Annotated in this window: 21 protein-coding genes and 1 pseudogene; all 22 read right to left on the bottom strand. The window is 71.4% G+C overall.

Annotation, left to right across the window (positions count from 1 at the left end):
* Window positions 1–154: 154 nt before the first annotated feature.
* Complete coding sequence (locus ABT004_RS20065) at window positions 155–1,510, bottom strand: SPDY domain-containing protein (RefSeq protein WP_351338524.1); 1,356 nt, start codon at window positions 1,508–1,510, stop codon at window positions 155–157.
* 53 nt (window positions 1,511–1,563) lie between these two features.
* Window positions 1,564–2,679, bottom strand: a complete 1,116-nt coding sequence (locus ABT004_RS20060) for a DnaB-like helicase N-terminal domain-containing protein (RefSeq protein WP_351338523.1) — start codon at window positions 2,677–2,679, stop codon at window positions 1,564–1,566.
* Complete coding sequence (locus tag ABT004_RS20055; protein WP_502966962.1) at window positions 2,679–3,941, bottom strand: DNA cytosine methyltransferase; 1,263 nt, start codon at window positions 3,939–3,941, stop codon at window positions 2,679–2,681. Before ABT004_RS20055 ends, ABT004_RS20060 begins: the two co-directional genes overlap by 1 nt.
* Window positions 3,941–4,816, bottom strand: coding sequence for an adenine nucleotide alpha hydrolase family protein (locus ABT004_RS20050; protein ID WP_351338589.1), 876 nt, complete (start codon window positions 4,814–4,816; stop codon window positions 3,941–3,943). The genes ABT004_RS20055 and ABT004_RS20050 overlap by 1 nt, the downstream gene beginning before the upstream one ends.
* A 97-nt stretch (window positions 4,817–4,913) precedes the next feature.
* On the bottom strand, window positions 4,914–5,366 hold the full coding sequence (locus ABT004_RS20045; protein WP_351338518.1) for a hypothetical protein: 453 nt from the start codon (window positions 5,364–5,366) through the stop codon (window positions 4,914–4,916).
* The gene (gene trpA, locus ABT004_RS20040; protein ID WP_351338515.1) at window positions 5,359–6,147 is read right to left on the bottom strand and encodes a tryptophan synthase subunit alpha; all 789 of its coding nucleotides are present in this window, start codon (window positions 6,145–6,147) and stop codon (window positions 5,359–5,361) included. Before trpA ends, ABT004_RS20045 begins: the two co-directional genes overlap by 8 nt.
* 91 nt (window positions 6,148–6,238) lie before the next feature.
* A complete protein-coding gene (locus ABT004_RS20035) occupies window positions 6,239–7,054 on the bottom strand; it encodes a hypothetical protein (RefSeq protein ID WP_351338514.1) in 816 nt (271 codons plus the stop codon).
* A 71-nt stretch (window positions 7,055–7,125) separates the two neighbouring features.
* A complete protein-coding gene (locus ABT004_RS20030; protein ID WP_351338511.1) occupies window positions 7,126–7,890 on the bottom strand; it encodes a hypothetical protein in 765 nt (254 codons plus the stop codon).
* Window positions 7,891–7,971: 81 nt separating this feature from the next.
* The gene (locus ABT004_RS20025) at window positions 7,972–9,759 is read right to left on the bottom strand and encodes a type IV secretory system conjugative DNA transfer family protein (RefSeq protein ID WP_351338509.1); all 1,788 of its coding nucleotides are present in this window, start codon (window positions 9,757–9,759) and stop codon (window positions 7,972–7,974) included.
* Window positions 9,760–9,809: 50 nt separating this feature from the next.
* Window positions 9,810–10,298, bottom strand: a complete 489-nt coding sequence (locus tag ABT004_RS20020; protein WP_351338506.1) for an SPDY domain-containing protein — start codon at window positions 10,296–10,298, stop codon at window positions 9,810–9,812.
* 12 nt (window positions 10,299–10,310) lie between these two features.
* Window positions 10,311–10,406, bottom strand: a pseudogene (locus tag ABT004_RS20015) (DUF317 domain-containing protein); the annotation flags it as partial.
* A 41-nt stretch (window positions 10,407–10,447) separates the two neighbouring features.
* Window positions 10,448–10,570, bottom strand: a complete 123-nt coding sequence (locus ABT004_RS20010) for a hypothetical protein (protein WP_351338504.1) — start codon at window positions 10,568–10,570, stop codon at window positions 10,448–10,450.
* A gap of 5 nt (window positions 10,571–10,575) precedes the next feature.
* On the bottom strand, window positions 10,576–11,175 hold the full coding sequence (locus ABT004_RS20005) for a hypothetical protein (RefSeq protein ID WP_351338501.1): 600 nt from the start codon (window positions 11,173–11,175) through the stop codon (window positions 10,576–10,578).
* 66 nt (window positions 11,176–11,241) lie between these two features.
* Complete coding sequence (locus ABT004_RS20000; RefSeq protein ID WP_351338498.1) at window positions 11,242–12,069, bottom strand: SPDY domain-containing protein; 828 nt, start codon at window positions 12,067–12,069, stop codon at window positions 11,242–11,244.
* Window positions 12,066–12,413, bottom strand: coding sequence for a hypothetical protein (locus tag ABT004_RS19995; RefSeq protein ID WP_351338495.1), 348 nt, complete (start codon window positions 12,411–12,413; stop codon window positions 12,066–12,068). The genes ABT004_RS20000 and ABT004_RS19995 overlap by 4 nt, the downstream gene beginning before the upstream one ends.
* A gap of 50 nt (window positions 12,414–12,463) precedes the next feature.
* Window positions 12,464–13,288 carry an SPDY domain-containing protein gene (locus tag ABT004_RS19990; RefSeq protein WP_351338492.1) on the bottom strand — a complete coding sequence of 275 codons (825 nt, stop codon included), beginning with the start codon at window positions 13,286–13,288 and terminating at the stop codon, window positions 12,464–12,466.
* Window positions 13,285–14,091, bottom strand: a complete 807-nt coding sequence (locus ABT004_RS19985) for an SPDY domain-containing protein (RefSeq protein WP_351338489.1) — start codon at window positions 14,089–14,091, stop codon at window positions 13,285–13,287. The genes ABT004_RS19990 and ABT004_RS19985 overlap by 4 nt, the downstream gene beginning before the upstream one ends.
* Window positions 14,088–14,477, bottom strand: a complete 390-nt coding sequence (locus ABT004_RS19980; protein ID WP_351338486.1) for a hypothetical protein — start codon at window positions 14,475–14,477, stop codon at window positions 14,088–14,090. The genes ABT004_RS19985 and ABT004_RS19980 overlap by 4 nt, the downstream gene beginning before the upstream one ends.
* 29 nt (window positions 14,478–14,506) lie before the next feature.
* The gene (locus tag ABT004_RS19975) at window positions 14,507–14,800 is read right to left on the bottom strand and encodes a hypothetical protein (RefSeq protein WP_351338483.1); all 294 of its coding nucleotides are present in this window, start codon (window positions 14,798–14,800) and stop codon (window positions 14,507–14,509) included.
* Window positions 14,790–15,143, bottom strand: coding sequence for a hypothetical protein (locus tag ABT004_RS19970; RefSeq protein WP_351338481.1), 354 nt, complete (start codon window positions 15,141–15,143; stop codon window positions 14,790–14,792). Before ABT004_RS19970 ends, ABT004_RS19975 begins: the two co-directional genes overlap by 11 nt.
* Entirely contained in the window at window positions 15,140–15,544 is a 405-nt protein-coding gene (locus ABT004_RS19965; protein WP_351338478.1) for a hypothetical protein, read from the bottom strand. The genes ABT004_RS19970 and ABT004_RS19965 overlap by 4 nt, the downstream gene beginning before the upstream one ends.
* A 78-nt stretch (window positions 15,545–15,622) precedes the next feature.
* Window positions 15,623–16,402 (bottom strand): hypothetical protein (locus tag ABT004_RS19960; protein ID WP_351338476.1); only part of this gene is annotated, 780 nt, incomplete at its 5' end.

Here is a 16,402-nt window from a genome sequence, read left to right as displayed (position 1 = left end):
GACTGCTGCTGCGCATTCGTTGGCGATCTTCGACAGGTCTGGCGGCCCCGGCGTGCACGACGAAAACATCCAAGCTGCTGCATCGCGGGTACACGCGCGGGGTTCGGGTTTTCGGGCGAGGTGCACGCGAGGGCGGATGTTCCCCGCGATGGCGTCAGCGTGTCCTGGATGGGGCAGCGGCCCGCAGAGGTGCAGCGGGGGACGGGGCGCGCAGGCGGCTCTGCGGACCGGTGCCGGCGCGCGGCCCGTCGAGACCGACGGCCATTTCAAAGGCCACGTCCTGGAGCACGGCGGCGGCTGTGCGTGGGGAGAAGTGCACTGCCCACCCCGGTCTGCCGTGGTTGCCGTCTCTCCAGAAGGTCCAGGCCGGCAGGTCAGACTGCTGAGCGTTCGCTGCCAGGGCGTCGAACTGGACGCCGCCGGGGGGATCGCCTGGTGCCTGCCAGCGGATGAAGCGGCCGTCGACGGCGTGCTCCCAGCCGGCGTCGGCCAGCGGACGGGTGGCCTCCCGGATGGTGGTCTCCGTGATCTCACTGCCCGCCGCGATCTCGGCCGCATCGGTGGAGGCAAGGCTGTCGAGCAGCACTCGCATGATCTCTACGGGGACCACGGTGTTGGCGGTGGCGTGCCACCGGCGTTCGCCGACCGGGCTCTCGTACGCCGCGATCTTCCACTGGGTATCGCTAGGGTCCGCTTCGTGGATGAACTCGGCTCGCAGGACGAGGGATTCGTGGACGGCGTGCGTGGTGTCGTCGGACCAGGTGCGCCACTTCTCCCACGTTCCGTGCGCTTCGAGGAAGTCGTTCAGGAGTGTCTCGTGGTCAGTCCCGCCCGCGTCGGTCACGGCACAGTCGGCCGTTCTCGTGGGTGGTTGGGCGTCGGCCGCCTTGCTTTCGGATTCCGACGGGCTGCGTGCCTGCTCGGCTTCGAGTTCGGTGTCCGTAGCCGGGGCGGGGCCGGGGCGTACGGCGTCGCCGTAGAGGCGTTCGAACTCGGCGATAGCAGTGGCGGGGCCTCCGAACTGGCCTGCTTCTACGCGGAGGTGGTTCTCGCCGTGGAGGTGGACGCTCGGTCCGTCGCGGTAGGTGCCGACGGCGACGGTGGTCCAGCCGTGGGCGTGGGCGTGGATGACCAGGCGACCGGAGCGTATGTCGTCGTAGATCTTCTGGGCATCGTTGGAAACCTCGCGCACTTCGTCGGGCGTGCACCAGTGCATGGGGTAGTTGGCCCAGGTCCATTCGGTGTTGATCTCTTCACGGAGCCGGGGTGTGATGTCCACGGCGACGCCTTCCGCGCGTAGGGCGTGTGCGGCCTGGTCGGCGTAGTAAGGCTCCTCGCGGTCGATGCGGGCCATGACCATCATCGTGTCGTCGAGGGGCACGAATCCGTGGAGGGCGAGCAGGGCCCGCACCGTGTGGGTGGGGGTGCCCGTCATGGTGGCGGTGACGGCGCTGGGGCGGCCGTTGAGCAAGTCGAGGCGGAGGTGCAGGTCTGCTGTGGGGCTGGGCAATCTGGTCTCGTTTCACGGCTCCGGCCGGCGTGGGCCGGCCGGAGCGGGTGGGGTCATCGGAGTGCTCGGGCGCTGGGAGCTGTAGTTCGCGGCGGTGGGCCGGCTCGTGAGACGGCCGGGCCGCGTGGCGCGCGAGGCGTTGGCGGAGGGCTGGTGCTGCGTGTCCAGCGGGTGCGCAGGGTGGTGAGGTCGGCCAGGGTGCGGCGGCTTCCGGTGATCAGCTGGTGCGGGGTGTTGGCCGAGTCCTGGGCGTAGGCGGCGATGCGTGTGCCGACATCGGCTGCGCGGTCCAGCAGGGCGCGTTGGAGAACCCGCTCACCCCAATACGCGGGTGAGCCCACGGGCGTCGAGACCAGGTCGATCAGGTCGCGGGGGTCGAGGCCGTCGGCGAGGAGTCCGCGGTGCTGGGCCTCCCAGAGCACGGTGACGGCGTCCACCGGCTCCCCGTTATGGACCAGGGCGGTCAGGCACTGCCACAGGGCGGCGTGTAGGGGCACGGTGAAGTCGTCCGGCTGCAGCCAGCGCATGCCCTTCAACTCTGCCGGGTGCGCGGTGGCCGTGGCGAGGAGGAGCCGTTCCTCGTCGACGGCTTCCTCACCGCGGCGCCCCGCCCCCGTAGCCGGTATTGCGGTGCGGGGCAGGGAGCCGGGGTGTGAGGCAAAGCGCCCGGCGAGCGTGTCCAGGAACTGGCCGAGCGTGTCGGCCTGGGCCAGGGTGATGGCCACCGGATGGGGCAGGGTGGTGTCGGCGGCGGTCTGGACGAGGCGTTCGGCGTGCATGAGTACCGTGCGGCGGGCGTGATCGGCCTCGACCATCCGCGCGTACGACGTGGCGTGCTTGGGCCAGGGGCAGACCTGGATGAGGGTGTGCAGATAGGAGGCGGTGAGCCCGGGAGCATGCGGGCGTGCCGCATCGAGCACGGCGTTCAGCCAGGCCGGGCTGGATCGGTGCGTGTCCGGCTCGGGCGGCGTAAGGTCGCGCATCGCCTGCCAGAGGGCACCGTGGGCATGGTTGCTGAAGTGGCCGGAGTCCAGGGCGTCGATGTCGTGGAGCCGGTGGGGTTCGAGGAGGAGCGCGCCGAGCAGGGACTGCTCGGCATAGTGCACGGGGCGCGGCGCGTGCACGTCGTCCACGTCGTCCTCGTACGGGTCGGACCGGTACTGCGCCATCAGGCGGCCAGGGCGAAGTCGTCGGGATGCAGGGTCTTGCCCAGGTGCGGGGCCAGGAGATGGGCGGCGAGCCGGGGCGGGACCGCGTTGCCGATCTGGGAGAACTGCTGGCCCTTGTTGCCGGCCCAGGGGTAGTCGGCGGGAAAGGTCTGCAGCACTCCGGCCTCTTCAGCCGTGATCCGAATGGACTCCGGCACCGGCTGCTGGTCCTCGGTGTCGCTGGGCGCGGGCGCGGCGACCCAGACGCACTCGTTCGCGCGGTGGCCGAAGAAGAGAGTGCCGGCCGGTTCCTCGATGGAGCGGACGGTCGCGTTGGACTGGTTGTTGCTGCGCAACGACCACGACCACCGGTGTGCCTCCCCGGTGAACGTCGGCGCGGGCGCATGCGTCGGCCGGCCTTCCCTGGCCCCGTGGCGCGCAGCCCATCCCGCTCCTTCCCCGCGAGACTGCAGGACCACGCTGCTCTGGGGCTTCCAGGTACCGCGGTCGCGCGCGTCGCTGAGGGTCTTGCGCGACCCGGACGGGAAGGGCTCGGGCCCGCCTCCCGGCCCGCCGCCGGCGCACACGGTCGGCACGGGGCGGTCGGTGGCGCCCCAGCCCAGGGCTTCGGCCATGGACACCCACTGCGCGCGGCCCGGCCCGAACAACGACTCCGGTTCGCCGGCCTTGGCGTGAGTGGGCGGTGGCGGCTCGGCGGTGCGGGTGCGCGAAGCGAGCAGGATCGCCCGCCGCCTGGTCTGCGGCACCCCGTAATCGGCCGCGTTCAGGATGCCGGTCCACACGGAGAAGCCCCAACTGCGCAGGATCGCGGCGTACTGGCGCCACAGCGGCAGCACGCCGGGGACCTCCTCCATGGCGATCCATTCGGGCTGGCCGTGCTGGTGGAGGGCGTGGAGGTAGCGCATGGGCTCGGCGGCCAGCAGGGAGCGCTCGTCCTGGCAGGCGGCCAGGAGCTTCGCCCGGGTGTCGCGGCCGGTGGCGAGATCGGCGACGGCCTGGTGGACGAGGGGCTGGTCGAGGAGGCCGAGGCGTTTGCCGGCCATCGACCACGCCTGGCAGGGCGGGCTGGCGATGAGCCCGGTCGTCCTGCCGAGGAAGGGCCACACCGGATACATCGCGACGTCCGTGCGGATGGTCAACTGCCCCGCTGCGGCACGGGACTTGCACGCCCACTCGTCCCATTCCAGGCCGACGTCGCGTACGCCGAGGACGGTCAGTGCGTGACTCCAGCCGCCCGGTCCGGCGAACAGGTCGAGCACGATCACGTGGCCAGCCCGAAGTCGTCGCGAGTCAGAGCGTCGGCGTCGCCGCGGCAGGCCCACGGCGAGCATCCGTCGGCGACGCCTTCCTCCAGCTCCGTGGCGTCTTCGCCGCTGCCCAGTTCCTGCTGCAGGGCAGCCCACTCGGCGGCGGTGACGTGATCGATGGGGGCCTCGCTCAGGGGCATCCGTGAGCGATGCAGGAAGGCTTGGCCGAGCAGGCGGTTGCCGCTCGCGTTCGCACGGGCGTTGCCTTGGCGGATGGCGGCATCGAACTCGACGACGTCCGCCCATTCCTCGGGCGAGGTGTCGCGGATATGGCGCCACTGCGCGTTGCCGTGGAACGGGCATCCCAGGCAGCTGCTCTTGGGGGTGTCGGCGAGGCCCAGCGAGGTCAGGTAGCGGACGCAGTCGGTGCGCGACCAGCCCATGTCGATGAGCGGGTGCCGGTTGCGCATGTACTTCACGTCCGCGTCCTTGGCGCGGTGGAACTCGTCGGTGGAGATGCCGACCCACTGCTCGACGAACACCTCCCGCGGGATGCGTGCGGGGTAGGGGTAGCCGAGCAGTTCGCGGACTTGTCGCTTTATCGGCTTTATCTTGTACTCGCCTGTGCACTGCCGTCGGGTCATCCCGGGCCGGCCGTCCTGGTTGAGGATGTAGAGCGGCATGGAGGCGAACCGGTGATCGGGGTCGAGGGCGTCGTCGCGAATGCGGCCGGTGGACACGCGCAGGACGGAGATACCCGCCGGGGCGGCGATCTCGCGCTCCAGACGGTCGAGGTGCGCGTACACCGAGCGGGGTTCCCATCCGGTGTCGGCGAAGATCGCGTAATCGACCTTGGGGAGGAGGACACCCTCGGCGGACAGGGCGAGCAGGGTGCTGGACTGGACTCCGGCGCCCAAGGACAGGGCGCGGAACTGGGGCTGTTGGGTGATGGTCGGTCCCTGAAGGGTGTGAGGTCTGGGAGCCGCTTCAGCACGCCGGCGGCATGGGCGCGGCGGAGGGCCGGAGCTGGTCTCGGGGCGGGGATGGGAGCCCGTCGAGCAGGTCGGCGGCGGAGGTGATGAACTGCTGCGGTGTGGGGCGCAGGAGTACGGGCGGCGACGTCGTGGCGTCGCGGCGGCGGCACTCATTCTCGACGGCGCGTGCTAGTGCGGCGGTCAGTTCCGCGCTCGCGTCCTGGGCGGTCTTGGCGGTGCGCGCCAGATGGCTGAGGTGGAGCAGGTGCGCCTGGCTGTGTGCCGGTTCCCGCTCCAGATCGAGGAAGAGGTGGAGCGCGGCGGCGGCGAGTGCCTGGGCCTCGACGATCCGGGCCGTCAGCACCCGGGCGCCGTCGGTGGGGGTGCGGCGCAGGCGCTGCCGCAGCGCGTGTGCGTCGGCCGCGATCTGACCGAGGGCCTCGTGGAGGCCGGCGGGGTCAGGCATCGATCCGGGACTGCTGCAGGGCCTGGGCGAACGCTGCGGTCACGGCGGCGGCCGGGGCCGGATCCGACAGCAGAGCCCGGACGATCGGCGTGCCGATGACGACGGCATCGACCAGAGGCGCCACGTGGGCCGCGAGGCCGGGGCTGGAGATGCCCACCCCCGAGACCACGGGCAGCGGACTCGCCGCACGCAGTCGCTCGGTGAAGGCTTCGAGTGCCGCCAGGTCGAGGGGGCCCTGGAAGCCGGTGAGGCCGCTGCTCGCGGGTGCGTAGAGCCAGCCGGACGCACCCTCGACCGCTGCGGGAAGGTCGGCGTCCGAAGTGGCGCGCGGGATGAGATGCGGCGTGCTCAGGCCGGCGTCGTGTGCAGCGTGGTGCCAGCGAAGCGCTTCGCCGCGGGGCAGGTCGACGACCATGACCCCCGCAGCACCCGCGTCGGCGAGCAGGCGAGCCAGCCGTTCGGGACCGTGGCGGCGAACGGGGTCCCAGTACGTCATGACCACCGTCGGGCGCAGCGAAGCGGCGTGTGCGACGGCGCGGGCGGTGCGGTCCAGGACGTTCCCCTTGACCAGGGCGCGCTGGTAGGCGGACCGGATGAGGCGGCCATCGAGGGCCGGGTTCGCGCAGGGCAGGCCGATCTCGAACAGGTCGGCTCCGGCCTGGGTGAGGTGGTCGAGCTGACGGCGCTGGACGTCCGGGTCATGGACGCCAGCCGGGATGAACACCCCCAGCGCACAGAGGGATTGAGTGAGGGGAGTGTGGAGGTGCGTGGCGGTGGCCACAGTGTGTCCTTCGAAGGAGAGGGGCGGTCTGGTCACCGGCGCCGGCCATACCGCGGGGAGACCATGACCCTGTCGTCGGGCGCGTACGCGGTCACCGGTGGGCTCCCTGCGCGACCGCGACCGCGACCGCGGCCTTGGGCGGGGTGGCAACTGCGGTACGCAGTGCGGCGTGGGGGCACGGCCGGGCCAGGGCCTGCTGCCCCTGCTCGGTCACGGTGATCTTCTGGCCGATCACTAGCGACGTTCTGGTGTCGCGGATGACGAGTCCGCGTTTGGCCAGGGCTCGGAAGGTGGCGATGGAGACACGTGTGCCGTCGTCGGTGGCGACTCGGGTCACGCCCAGTCCGCGGGTGGTGCTCTCGTACAGACGGCCCCCGCCGTTTAGGGCGGTGAGGGCGTCGTACTGGGTCGGCGTAAGCGCGGGACCCGCCGTCTGCTGTACGGCCGCCGGGTTGTGCTCCTGTGCGCTGGTCAGGTCTTCGGTGATGCCGTGGGCGAGGTAGTGGCATCCGATCGCGCACAGGTCGAGCTGGTGGACGGCATCGTCGAGGTGGCCGTTCATTTTCGGGATGGCCTCGGCGTGACGGACGGTGCGTACTGCCTCGTCGTCGGCCAGGTAGCCGGCGAACTGCGCGCCCTCGTAGGGGTTGGCGAGCACGACGTGGGCCAAGTCGGCGCCGGCGAGCGATGACGAGGACACGACCGAGGCCAGCAATTCCAGGCTGGCCCGGCTGCCGGCGATGTTCGTGTACGTGCTGTTGTCGAGCGCGGTCAGCCGCACCAGGGCGGTTGCCGTGAGGTCCTGTGCTTGGAAGAGCAGGGGGCTGACGTGGCGCAGCGCGTCCGTGCCGGGCGTGTAGGAGATGTCGCGTACGCGCGCCTTGAGGGCGTCGAAGTCGTACGCCAACTGCCGGAGCTGGCGGACTTGTTCGTGCAGGTCGAGTGGGGGCGTGGGGATGGGAGGGCTCCTGTGCTGGTTCAGCGGCTTCGGGTGGTGGCCTGCGCGGCGGCGGGCAGAGGGCGGGGCGTGGTTCCGGGCGCGGGGCGCGGCCCGCCGGAAGGCGCGTCGATGACCGAGGCCAGCGTGGTGATGCCGGCCGCGGTGAGGCGTACGCGGTCCGGGGGCGGCCCTCCGACGTAGGCGGCGGGCGCCGAGCGGGCGGTTCTCTCGGCCAGGCCCTTGGCCTCCAGAGCGCGCAGGGTGCTCATCAGCACCCTGGGCTCGCGGGAGCGGGTGAATTCGCGGCCCAGAGAGCTGCTGGCCACGACGTGTCCGCAGGCGATCTCGGCCAGGGCAGTGCGGTGCGTGGCGTTCAGCTGGTCGTCGGGGGCCGGTGCGGTGACCCAGCGGCGCCGACGGGTCTCGCCGGCCAGCGTCACGGCGCAGCCGACAGCGGCTTCCGGGGCCAGCGCGGTCAGCTCGCGAGCGGTTGCCACGTTGAGGTCCCCCGAGGCATCGGCAAGGAAGGCGAGCTGCCTCAGCCGCGAAACCGTCTCGGTCAACTCGACGCTCTCATAGAGCCGTTCGCCGTGGATCGCCTTGATGGCGGACTGGGTGTCGGCGGCCAGACGCCGCGCGGAGGCAGCGTGGGCTTCTGGTGCGGGAGAGGCCGTGGCGTACAGGAGAAGGTCGAGGGCGTCGTTGTGCTGGGTGTACTGGTCGGCCAGGTGGAGGAGCCGTTCGACGGGCGTGGGCGGTGGCGGCACGTCGAAGAGCAGGGATTCGGCGGGCGGCTCGGTCATGAGCGACACCGCGCATGTGGGCAGGGGTGGATGGGACTTGCCTCCCGGTGGGTGGGGTACGGCGGTCGGCCTCGGGAGTGCTTAGGCGGCAGGGCCGAAGTCGCTCTGCTTCGGGGCGGCCTTGGCGATGGCGCGGGCGGTGATGCCCTCGGAGGCGCGGGCGGAGGCAGCGGAGAGTTCGGCGGCGCCGGGCTCGAGATACCAGGGGCGCAGGTCGAGCATGGCCGCGCGCATGCCGGTGGCGAACGCGAGCGCGGTGCCCTTGGGCAGGGCGCGGATGGCGTCGGCGGCCAGGATGCGTTCTTGCCGCATGGACACGGAGGTGGACTTGCCGGACTCGGAGTGCGAGGTGGAGGTCGTCTCGACGTCGTGGTCGCCGATCAGGCGGGACAGCTTGTCGGCGAAATCGGGGTCATCGATTCCGGAGCCGATGACCTTGATGGTGGAGGCGGACCACATGGCGTCCATACCCGCGTCGCCCCAGACTTTCTGGCCCTGTCGGTAGGACTGGAGGATGGTGATCGGGATGATGCCGCGGCTGCCGAGGTGGCTGTACAGGTCCGGAAGGTCGCTGATTTTGCAGACGTTGGCGGCCTCGTCGAGGATCGCGAGCATCGGCGGATCCAGGCGTCCGCCGGCCCGCTCGGCCTGCGCGGTCGCGGATCGCATCACGCTGTCCGCGCACGCGGCGATCAGGGCGGACGCTCCACCGCCGCCGTCCTTCGACAGCAGGTAGAGCGTGTCCGTCGAGGTGACGAACGTCCTCGGGGTGAACTCCGGCACGTCCTTCTGCGGGGTCACCCAGGCGGCGATCTGCGAGTTCAGCAGCGCGGCGGCGTACTGGCGGGCGGTCTCGTAGATGCCGTCCCTTGTTTCGGGCGGGCCTTCCACGGTGCCCTTGAGCTGGGCGGCGACCGCGGCGAAGCCGTGGTCGCGCAGGATGTCGAGCGGGGTGCGGTCTGCGGGGAAGGCGAGCCAGGCCATGATGTCGGTGATGGGCCGCTCGTCGAGCGCGGCGGCCAGAAGGAGCTGGCTCAGGATGTTGCTGCCGGCCTTGGACCAGAAGTCGCCCTGCTGGGAGGCGTCTACGCTCGCAGCGAGGAAGTGCCCGGCCAACCGGCCGGCTCCGTCGAGGGTTTTGGCGTCGGCCAGGGGGTTCCACCACATGGCCCGTTCGGCGTGGGCGATCTGCTGCGGGTCCATCGACCAGGTCCGGCCGACGGCTGCCCGCGCGTCGAGGGTTGCGGTGTAGGCGTCGCCCGCGGCCTTGTTGGAGGTGAGCAGGACCGGGCCGGGCGCGTTGAGGATGGAGGGGATCGCCAGCGAGGTGGTCTTGCCGGACCGGGGCGCCATGATGGCGACGGCGACGTCCTCGTATCCCATGCGCACCTCGTGCTTCGTGCTTTGGAGATTGCCGAGGAGGATGCCGGTGTCGGCGGCGGCGATGTGCTTGGCGTCTTTCAGGCTCGGGCGCAGGGAGCGTGCCTTGTCGGTGATGGCCTTGGCCATCAGCGGCTCGATGTCGCGCTGTTTGGCCATGCCGACCACGCGCTTCTTGCGTCCGCTGCCGCCGCGGTGCCGCTGGTAGAGCATTGCGGCGGTGATGCCGAGCGCGACGAGTACGGCGACGGGCAGGATGCGCGTGCCGATCAGCAGGGACGTGTCGCTCAGGTCCGGCCACAGCTGATCGGGGTGCAGGAGGGCCTGAACGGGCTGGTAGGGGGCGGCGTGCGAGGAGGTGGTCCAGGCGGTGAGATTCCCGCCGAGCCAGGCGAGGTTGGACAGGGGCACGGCGACCGCGATGACGCCGAGGAGGACCTTGAAGGCTATGTCGTAGCCGTCGGTGGACGTGGAATTGGGCTGGGGCAAGGGCTGTTCCAGGTACGGGGAAGGAAGAGGGGCCGGTCGCGGCGGGCAGGTCAGCGTGCGTGGCCTCGTGCCGGTCCGGGCGGCGCGGGAGCGACGCCGGTCGCGCGACGGTGCCGCTCGGCGAGGGCGGTGATCCGTCGCTCCAGGGCGAAGGCAACGTCGGTCGCGGCGACGTGACGAGTGTCCACGCTCATGCGGTCGCGGGCCCAGCCCGGGATGCGGCGAGGGTCACGCATGGCGGGCGCGGGGTCGGCGAGCGCGCGGGTCACAGCGGTGATGAGGTGCAGCGGCGTGGTCCCGGTGAACACGGCCCGCCAGATCGTCGGGTCCCGGACGACGGCCGTCTCGACGTGCCACAGGTCGCTGCCGTGAGTTCCAAGCCGCTCCACGCGCGTGATGCCGTCGGGGGCGGCGAGCCCGCCGAAGTGCCGGGGCGTTTCCCATCCCGCTTCCTGCAGCAGGGCAAAGGGGTCGGACGAACCTGCGGGCGGCCCGGACGGGTCGGACAGTGCGTCGGTGAAGGCGGCGATGATCTCCACGGGGGTGCGGCTCTGGAAGGTGACCGCCCAGGCGGGGTGATCCGCGGTACGAGCCTGCCGGATGGTCCACCAGTCCGGATCGTCCGGATCGCCGGGAGCGAGACGCAGTTGCGTGAGCTGGTCCGGGCTGGTGAGCAGGACGTGCGGTATCAGCGGGTCCCACCCGTAACTCCAGCCGGAGACCCGGTGCAGCGGCCGGTGACCCAGCCGGGATCGCCGATCCCCGCGAGGTAGCGCGGGGCGATGAACGCCTGCTCGACGGTGTCGCTCACGCCCGTCACCGCCGGGCCCTGGACGGCGTGGCGGCGGCCCGGTGTTCGGGCGCCGTCGCGGTCAGGGTCGGCGCGGGTGTGCTGGAGTGCCGCTGCGCCAGCGCGTTGACGGCGAAGAGCGCCTGGCCGTGGATGGCCCACTGGTCGAGGTAGGACCAGGCTTCTGCGTAGCTCTCGGCGAGCGGTTCGTCGTACGCCTTCGTACCGGGCTGTGCGCTCTCGGGGAGCGCGGCCTCTGCCGCGTGCCAGTCGTTGTGGACCGCGTAGAGGCCCTGCGTGGCATCCCGCAGTTCTCGAACCTGCCAGCCGTAGCGCCGGGTCCGGTCGGTGGGCGACAGCCGGGCGAGCTGTCGTTCGGCGACGTGCACGAGTTCGTCGGCGTGGTGGTACACGCGGCCGAACGCGGACAGGGTGTCGGCGTCACGTTTCTGCTGCCGCAGGCCGTACGCGTCCTCGTCGTATGGCTGGAACGTCTGGGGGTCGGAGTGCCGCTCGGAGTAGTGGTCCCAGTCAGCGAGGATCTGCCGGCTGTGCCGCAGGTAATAGGCGAGCTGGCGCAGATAGAGCAGGTGCGCCGGGCCCGCGGGTTCGAGTGAAATGGTCAAGGAGACTCTCGGGGCAGATAGGTGTGAGGGGCGGGGGTGTGGAGCGGCAGGGACCGCTCCACACGGTCAGCGGCTCCGGGCCGCAGATCTGGATGCCTCGGCGTCGGGCGCCGCGGCAGGCCGGGTTGTCGGCGCGGCACTGCGGCGGGCCTTGCGGGCGCTGGGCCTGATGGCCGTCAGCCGTGCTTCGCGGGCAGCGGCCAGCTGTTCGCCCTGGGCGCCGCGTTCCACCTGCGTGACCAGGTGCGAGTGCGGGACGTCGTAGTGGCCACGGGAGACGGGCGTGGGGTCGACGAGGGCGGTGGCGAAGCCGGCGAGCAGGTGGCGCGGGGTGCGGTCGTCGAAGTATCCGTGCCACAAACGGCGGTGGCCGCCGAGCCCGGTGGGCAGCGCGACTTCGGCCTTCCAGCTGAAGTAGTCGCCGGTCAGCGTCCCTGACCGCTCAATGCTGGTGATGCCGTCCGGATGGTGCGCGCGCTCATTGCCCCGCTCGTCGCGCTCGTAGGACCAGCCCGCTGCTTGCAGCGTTGGCCAGATGTCCACTTCGGTCGCGGGCTCCGGCTGCAGGAGCCCGTCGGTGAATCCGGCGAGGATCTCGGCGGGCGTGTTGCCGCCGAACGACGCATGCCATCCTGCCCACGCAGTCGATGCGATCCGCCACCAGGAGCCGTATGCTTCCGGGGTGGGCTCCAGGACGAGCGTGTGCTGGTAGTCGGGGCTGGCCAGAACCACGTGGGGAAAGTCCGGGTCGCCGAAGTTCTTCCACCCGCCGGCCCGCAGCGCCTGGGTGACATGGCGCGGGTCGCCGGGACCGGCGAGGTGGCGGGGCGTGGTGTCCCACCAGATCCGCGACCAGGGATCGTCGGCCGCGCTGGCGATATAGGGACGTGTCACGACGCCGACGGGCCGGGGGACTCACCAGCGCGAGCGTGCAGACGCTGTACGTCCCAGTGCAGGACGTGCCAGTCGGTGGCGTCCTGGGCGGCTTCCCGGAGCCCGGCAACGATCAGGTGCATCTTGTCGCTCTCCTCCTTCGCCTCCTGGGCGATGAGGCGTGCGGCGTTGCGCAGGATGTCGCCGAACAGGATGGGGACGCCGGTGTCCTCGTCGAGGAGTTGGGCGAGCAGCGGCAGCACGTCGGCTACGGACGGATTGGTGTGCAGGTAGTTCTGGACCTGGGCCAGGGTGGCGGTCGCCTGCGCGACGTCGTCGGCGCTGGGCGCGGAGGGGTTGGGCATCAATGTCCTTGGGCGAGCGAGAGGTTGAGGTCGTACGGGCCTGCCCCGGGTCAGCGGCGCCGCTTGTGGCGGGCCGGTCCGGGAGGAGGCGATGCCGGGGCGGGTGCGTCCGTGCGGGCGGGGTGAGCGGCTTCGATGCGCCGCAGATGCTGCAGGCGGTGCTGTTCCGGTGTGACGGAGCTGCGACGCGAGTCGAGGAAGCCGAAGGCGTGCCGCGGTTCCTGCCCCTCCCAGCGCAGCAGCGGGGCGGGATCGGTGAGCGCGTCGATGAACCCGGTGAGCGCCGCGGGCGGCGCGGCTTCGTCGATGGAGGCGTTCCAGATCCACCGGTGCTGCTTCTCGGAGAGTGGCACCGAGACCTGAACTGCCCAGCGATGGATGGGCGTTTCGGCGAGCGAGGTTTCGCGGGACAGGTAGGCGGTCTCGTCGGGGGACAGTGCGGTGCGCTGTCGTCCGGCCAGCTGCATGGTCCACCCGCGGCTGGCCGCCAGACGCCACAGCTCGGCCTCCGGCTGGGGCCCCGTGCTGTGCAGAGCGTCGATGAAGCCCGCGATGATTTCCACCGGGGTGTGGATGCCGAACTGGGCCGACCAAGCGTGGCCCTGGGCCGGGTGGACGCGCCAGGACGGCATGAACTCGTCCTGTGCGGGTTCGAGGGTGAGATGCCACTGGTGGTCGGGGCTTTCCAGCAGGACATGCGGATAGCCCGGGACCGAGTGGTTGCCCCAGCCGGACGCGAGCAGCTGCTCGGTCACGTGTCGGGGGTCGCCCCCGCCGGCCAGGTGGCGCGGCGACACCTCGTTCAGCCAGCGGATTGCGTTGACGCGGTGCAGGGTGGGCCCGTTGACGCGGGAGTAGAAGCGTTCGTGGCTCACCGCATCCGCCCCGACTTGGCGTACGGGCGGGCGCCGGGGGCTTGAAGGCGCGCCTTGTTGGTGGCGAAGGTGTTGCTGGCCCAGGTGGCGGCGCGGGCCGCGGTGATCCGGGCCTGCTGCCATGCACTGAGCTGCGAGGGAAGCACGGACACCGAGGTCGTGCGGATTCTCTGTGAGGGCGGGACGTGACCGAGGGGCCGCATTGCCGGCTGCGGGTCGGCGAGCGCGGTGCTGAACGCTTCCACCAGGTGCATGGGCGTGGTCGGCGTGAACGTCGCCTGCCATACGGTGCCGTGCTCGTTGCGGGCGCCGGCCCACCAGTGCGCCTGTCCCGGAGCGTCCTGGTGGAAGCGGACGGCGGCGTCACCGTCGGGGCTGCGGGCGGTGAAGTGCTGTCCGCGCTCGGTCTCCCAGCCCTGCGCTTCCAGCGGCGCCCACACGTTGGGGGCGTGGGCGGAGCGCGGGCGGGTCAGCGCGTCGGTGAGGCCGGCCACGATCTCGACGGGGACCTGCCGTCCGAGCGTGGCGTGCCATGCCTCCTGCGTCTTGGTCTGTTTCCCGCTGATGGCCCAGCCGCCGGGCTGGGTGAACGGGTCGTACCCGATGCGCACGGACTTGTCGGGGCTGTCGAAGACGACGGGGCCGCCGGTCTTGGATTTGTCCTTCCAGCCCGCCGCGCGCAGGTACTCGGTGACGTGGCGCAGGTCGCCGCCGCCGGCGAGGTGGCGGGGCTCGACGAGGTAGTGCTGCTGGGCCTGCTGGCCGGCGGTGCCCCAGCCGGACCACTGTTGGTTCTTCTTCACCGGCGCCGCCGGATGACCATCGCGGAGGCGACCGGCACGGTGGCCGCTCTGCTGGAGGGCGGGGTGGGCGCGGCGACCTGCTTGATGGTGCCGGTGTGCTCGTGGAGGTCAGCGCCCACGTCGTTGAGTTCGTTGGCGGCGCGGCCCAGCGCGAGCCAGACCTCGGGCGGCAGGACGCCGCGCTCGGAGTGGACCTTCGCGAAGCGCGAGCCGGTGGAGACGAGGTTGGTGACCTCGCCGAGGAGGCCGGTGTCGTAGTCCAGGACGGTGGCGAGGATCTGGGCGGCCTCGTGCGGCGGGGCCTGGGCGAGATGCTGGCGGAGCTGTTCGATCTGTGCGGTGATGGCTTGGGCGAGCTGTACGGAAGGGAGGGGCGAGTCGGTCATGGGCCTCCTGAACAGGCCGGTTCGAGGTGCTAGTCGTGGTGGCGGACGCGGTGGCTGTCGATGAGGAGGAACATGTCGCGGCGGCGGGCCTCGTCGAGGGCTGCCTCGGGGCGTCCGCCCGCCAGCGGGATGGCGCGCTCTCGGCTGCCGACGGTGACGGCGCGCAGGTAGCGGCGGAACAGGGCGGTGACCAGGCGGGGTTTGCGGCTGGCCGTGATGGGCGGGGGCGTGCGGTCGGGCTCGTGGGTGACGGCGGGCTCCTGGGGAGGGTTGGGGCCGGCCCCTGAGTCCGGGGCCGGCGGCGGTTTGGGGTCAGCGCGCACGGCGTGCTCGTGCGGCGGGTGGCGCTGGTGGCCGGTGTGCTGCCTGGTCGGCGAGCGCGGCGCGGTAGGCGCTGCCGCCGAAGAGTCCCGCGTCGATGTCGACCCGGAATCCGGCACGGGCCAGCAGAGGCGCGGCCCGGTCTGCCAGGGCCTTCATGGCGATCTCGTCCATCTCGTCGGGGACTTGATGCCAGACGTCGTCTGCTGCAGCGTGCCGGTCGAGACCGAGGCCGTCGAGCAGGGCCAACAGGTTCTCGGGGGCGCCGGCGCGGGTGTCGGCGTAGATCGTCCCGTCGCGGTGGTAGAAGGTGACGTCGACGTCGTGGTCATCGGCGAGGCTCACTGGCGGTGGCTCCCGGCCGGACGCCAGCCCGCAGGCACCGCGGCTGCGGTGCTCGGCGGGGTCGGGGCGCGGTGGTCGCGCACGGCCGTTGCGGCGTTGGTGTAGGCGGCGGCGTCCCAGACGTCATCGGAGATGTGGACCACGTATCCGGCCTTGTGCAGCCACGGCACGGCATGGGTGGCGAGCTGCTTCTTCGCGTCCTCGTCGAGATGGGCGGGTGCTTCGTGCCAGACGTAGATCGGCCCGGGGGTGGACAGGGTCCGGCGCTCAAAGCCGAGGGTGTCGAGGAGGGCGAGCAGCGGCTCGGGCGCGCCGGTCGGGGTGTCGGCGTGCACGGTGTCGGTGAGGGGTTTGCGGTAGATCGTGACGTCGGTGCCGTCGTCGTCAGCACGGTTTCCCACGTGCGGTTACTCCTGTGCGGTTCTGGGCTATCGCCGTCGCGCAGACGGCGCGGACGAGGTGGTCCTCGCTGCGGGGCGTCATCGGCCCCGGTGCGGGGAGGTGACGGACGGGCTCGGCAGCGCGACAGCTGTGGTGCCGAGCGCAGGCCGTGCCTTCTGGGTGGGCAGCACAACGCCTAGGCCCAGTTCGGAGAGCCGATCTCCGACGGCTTGTACGGAGGCGGCCTGGCGGGCGGTGTCCTCGCCCGACAGGACGAGGACGTCTCGCGTGGTGTCGAGGACGAAGCCGTGGTCGGTGAATACCTGGGTGACGTCGGCTCGGACAGGGTTGTCGACCACGAGTGCGCCGTCCGACCAGGTCATGACCAGGCGTTCTGGAGTGGAGGCTGCCCGCGGGAGCTGCTCGGCGTTCCTGAAGACCTGGTGGGCTGCGACGTAGTAGCGGGGCAGGAGGTCGACGGTGATGTGCTCGGCCGCGCTGAACGGGTCGGCGTCGACGGCGATTCCGTCGGGCTCGCGTACGCCACGGAATGCCTCGGCCGGTTGGTGGGAGGGGGCCATGGCGGCGATGAGGTATCCCTGGCCGTGGCCCAGCGGGTCGGCGATGAACAGGCGGGTGCCGTCGTGGCGCTGCAGCACGGCGCAGTGGTCCACGGTGTGCTTGGCCAGCGCGTCGGCGACGTCGTTCATGTCCCACACGGCGTCGGTGAGATCGATGTGGTCGTTGTCGCCGCCACGGTCGGGGTGGTACGTGCTGGTCCAGGTGCCGGGCAGTTCGCCGGCGAGGACGGCAGCGAACGAGCCGAGGCTGGTGTCGGGGATGGGGTCGTGCATGGGCTCCTCGGAAGGGATGGGGAC

This window comes from Streptomyces sp. NPDC002790 (genome assembly GCF_040295505.1).
Lineage (GTDB): Bacteria > Actinomycetota > Actinomycetes > Streptomycetales > Streptomycetaceae > Streptomyces.
Note: the sequence above shows the minus strand (reverse complement) of the source record. Positions and strands in the feature narration are given on the sequence as shown.

Excerpts from the sequence above, each read along its gene's own strand:
- ABT004_RS20030 (WP_351338511.1), bottom strand. The coding sequence starts at position 7,890 with ATGACCGAGCCGCCCGCCGAATCCCTGCTCTTCGACGTGCCGCCACCG.
- ABT004_RS19980 (WP_351338486.1), bottom strand. The coding sequence starts at position 14,477 with ATGACCGACTCGCCCCTCCCTTCCGTACAGCTCGCCCAAGCCATCACC.
- ABT004_RS20045 (WP_351338518.1), bottom strand. The coding sequence starts at position 5,366 with ATGCCTGACCCCGCCGGCCTCCACGAGGCCCTCGGTCAGATCGCGGCC.
- ABT004_RS19995 (WP_351338495.1), bottom strand. The coding sequence starts at position 12,413 with ATGCCCAACCCCTCCGCGCCCAGCGCCGACGACGTCGCGCAGGCGACC.
- ABT004_RS20060 (WP_351338523.1), bottom strand. The coding sequence starts at position 2,679 with ATGGCGCAGTACCGGTCCGACCCGTACGAGGACGACGTGGACGACGTG.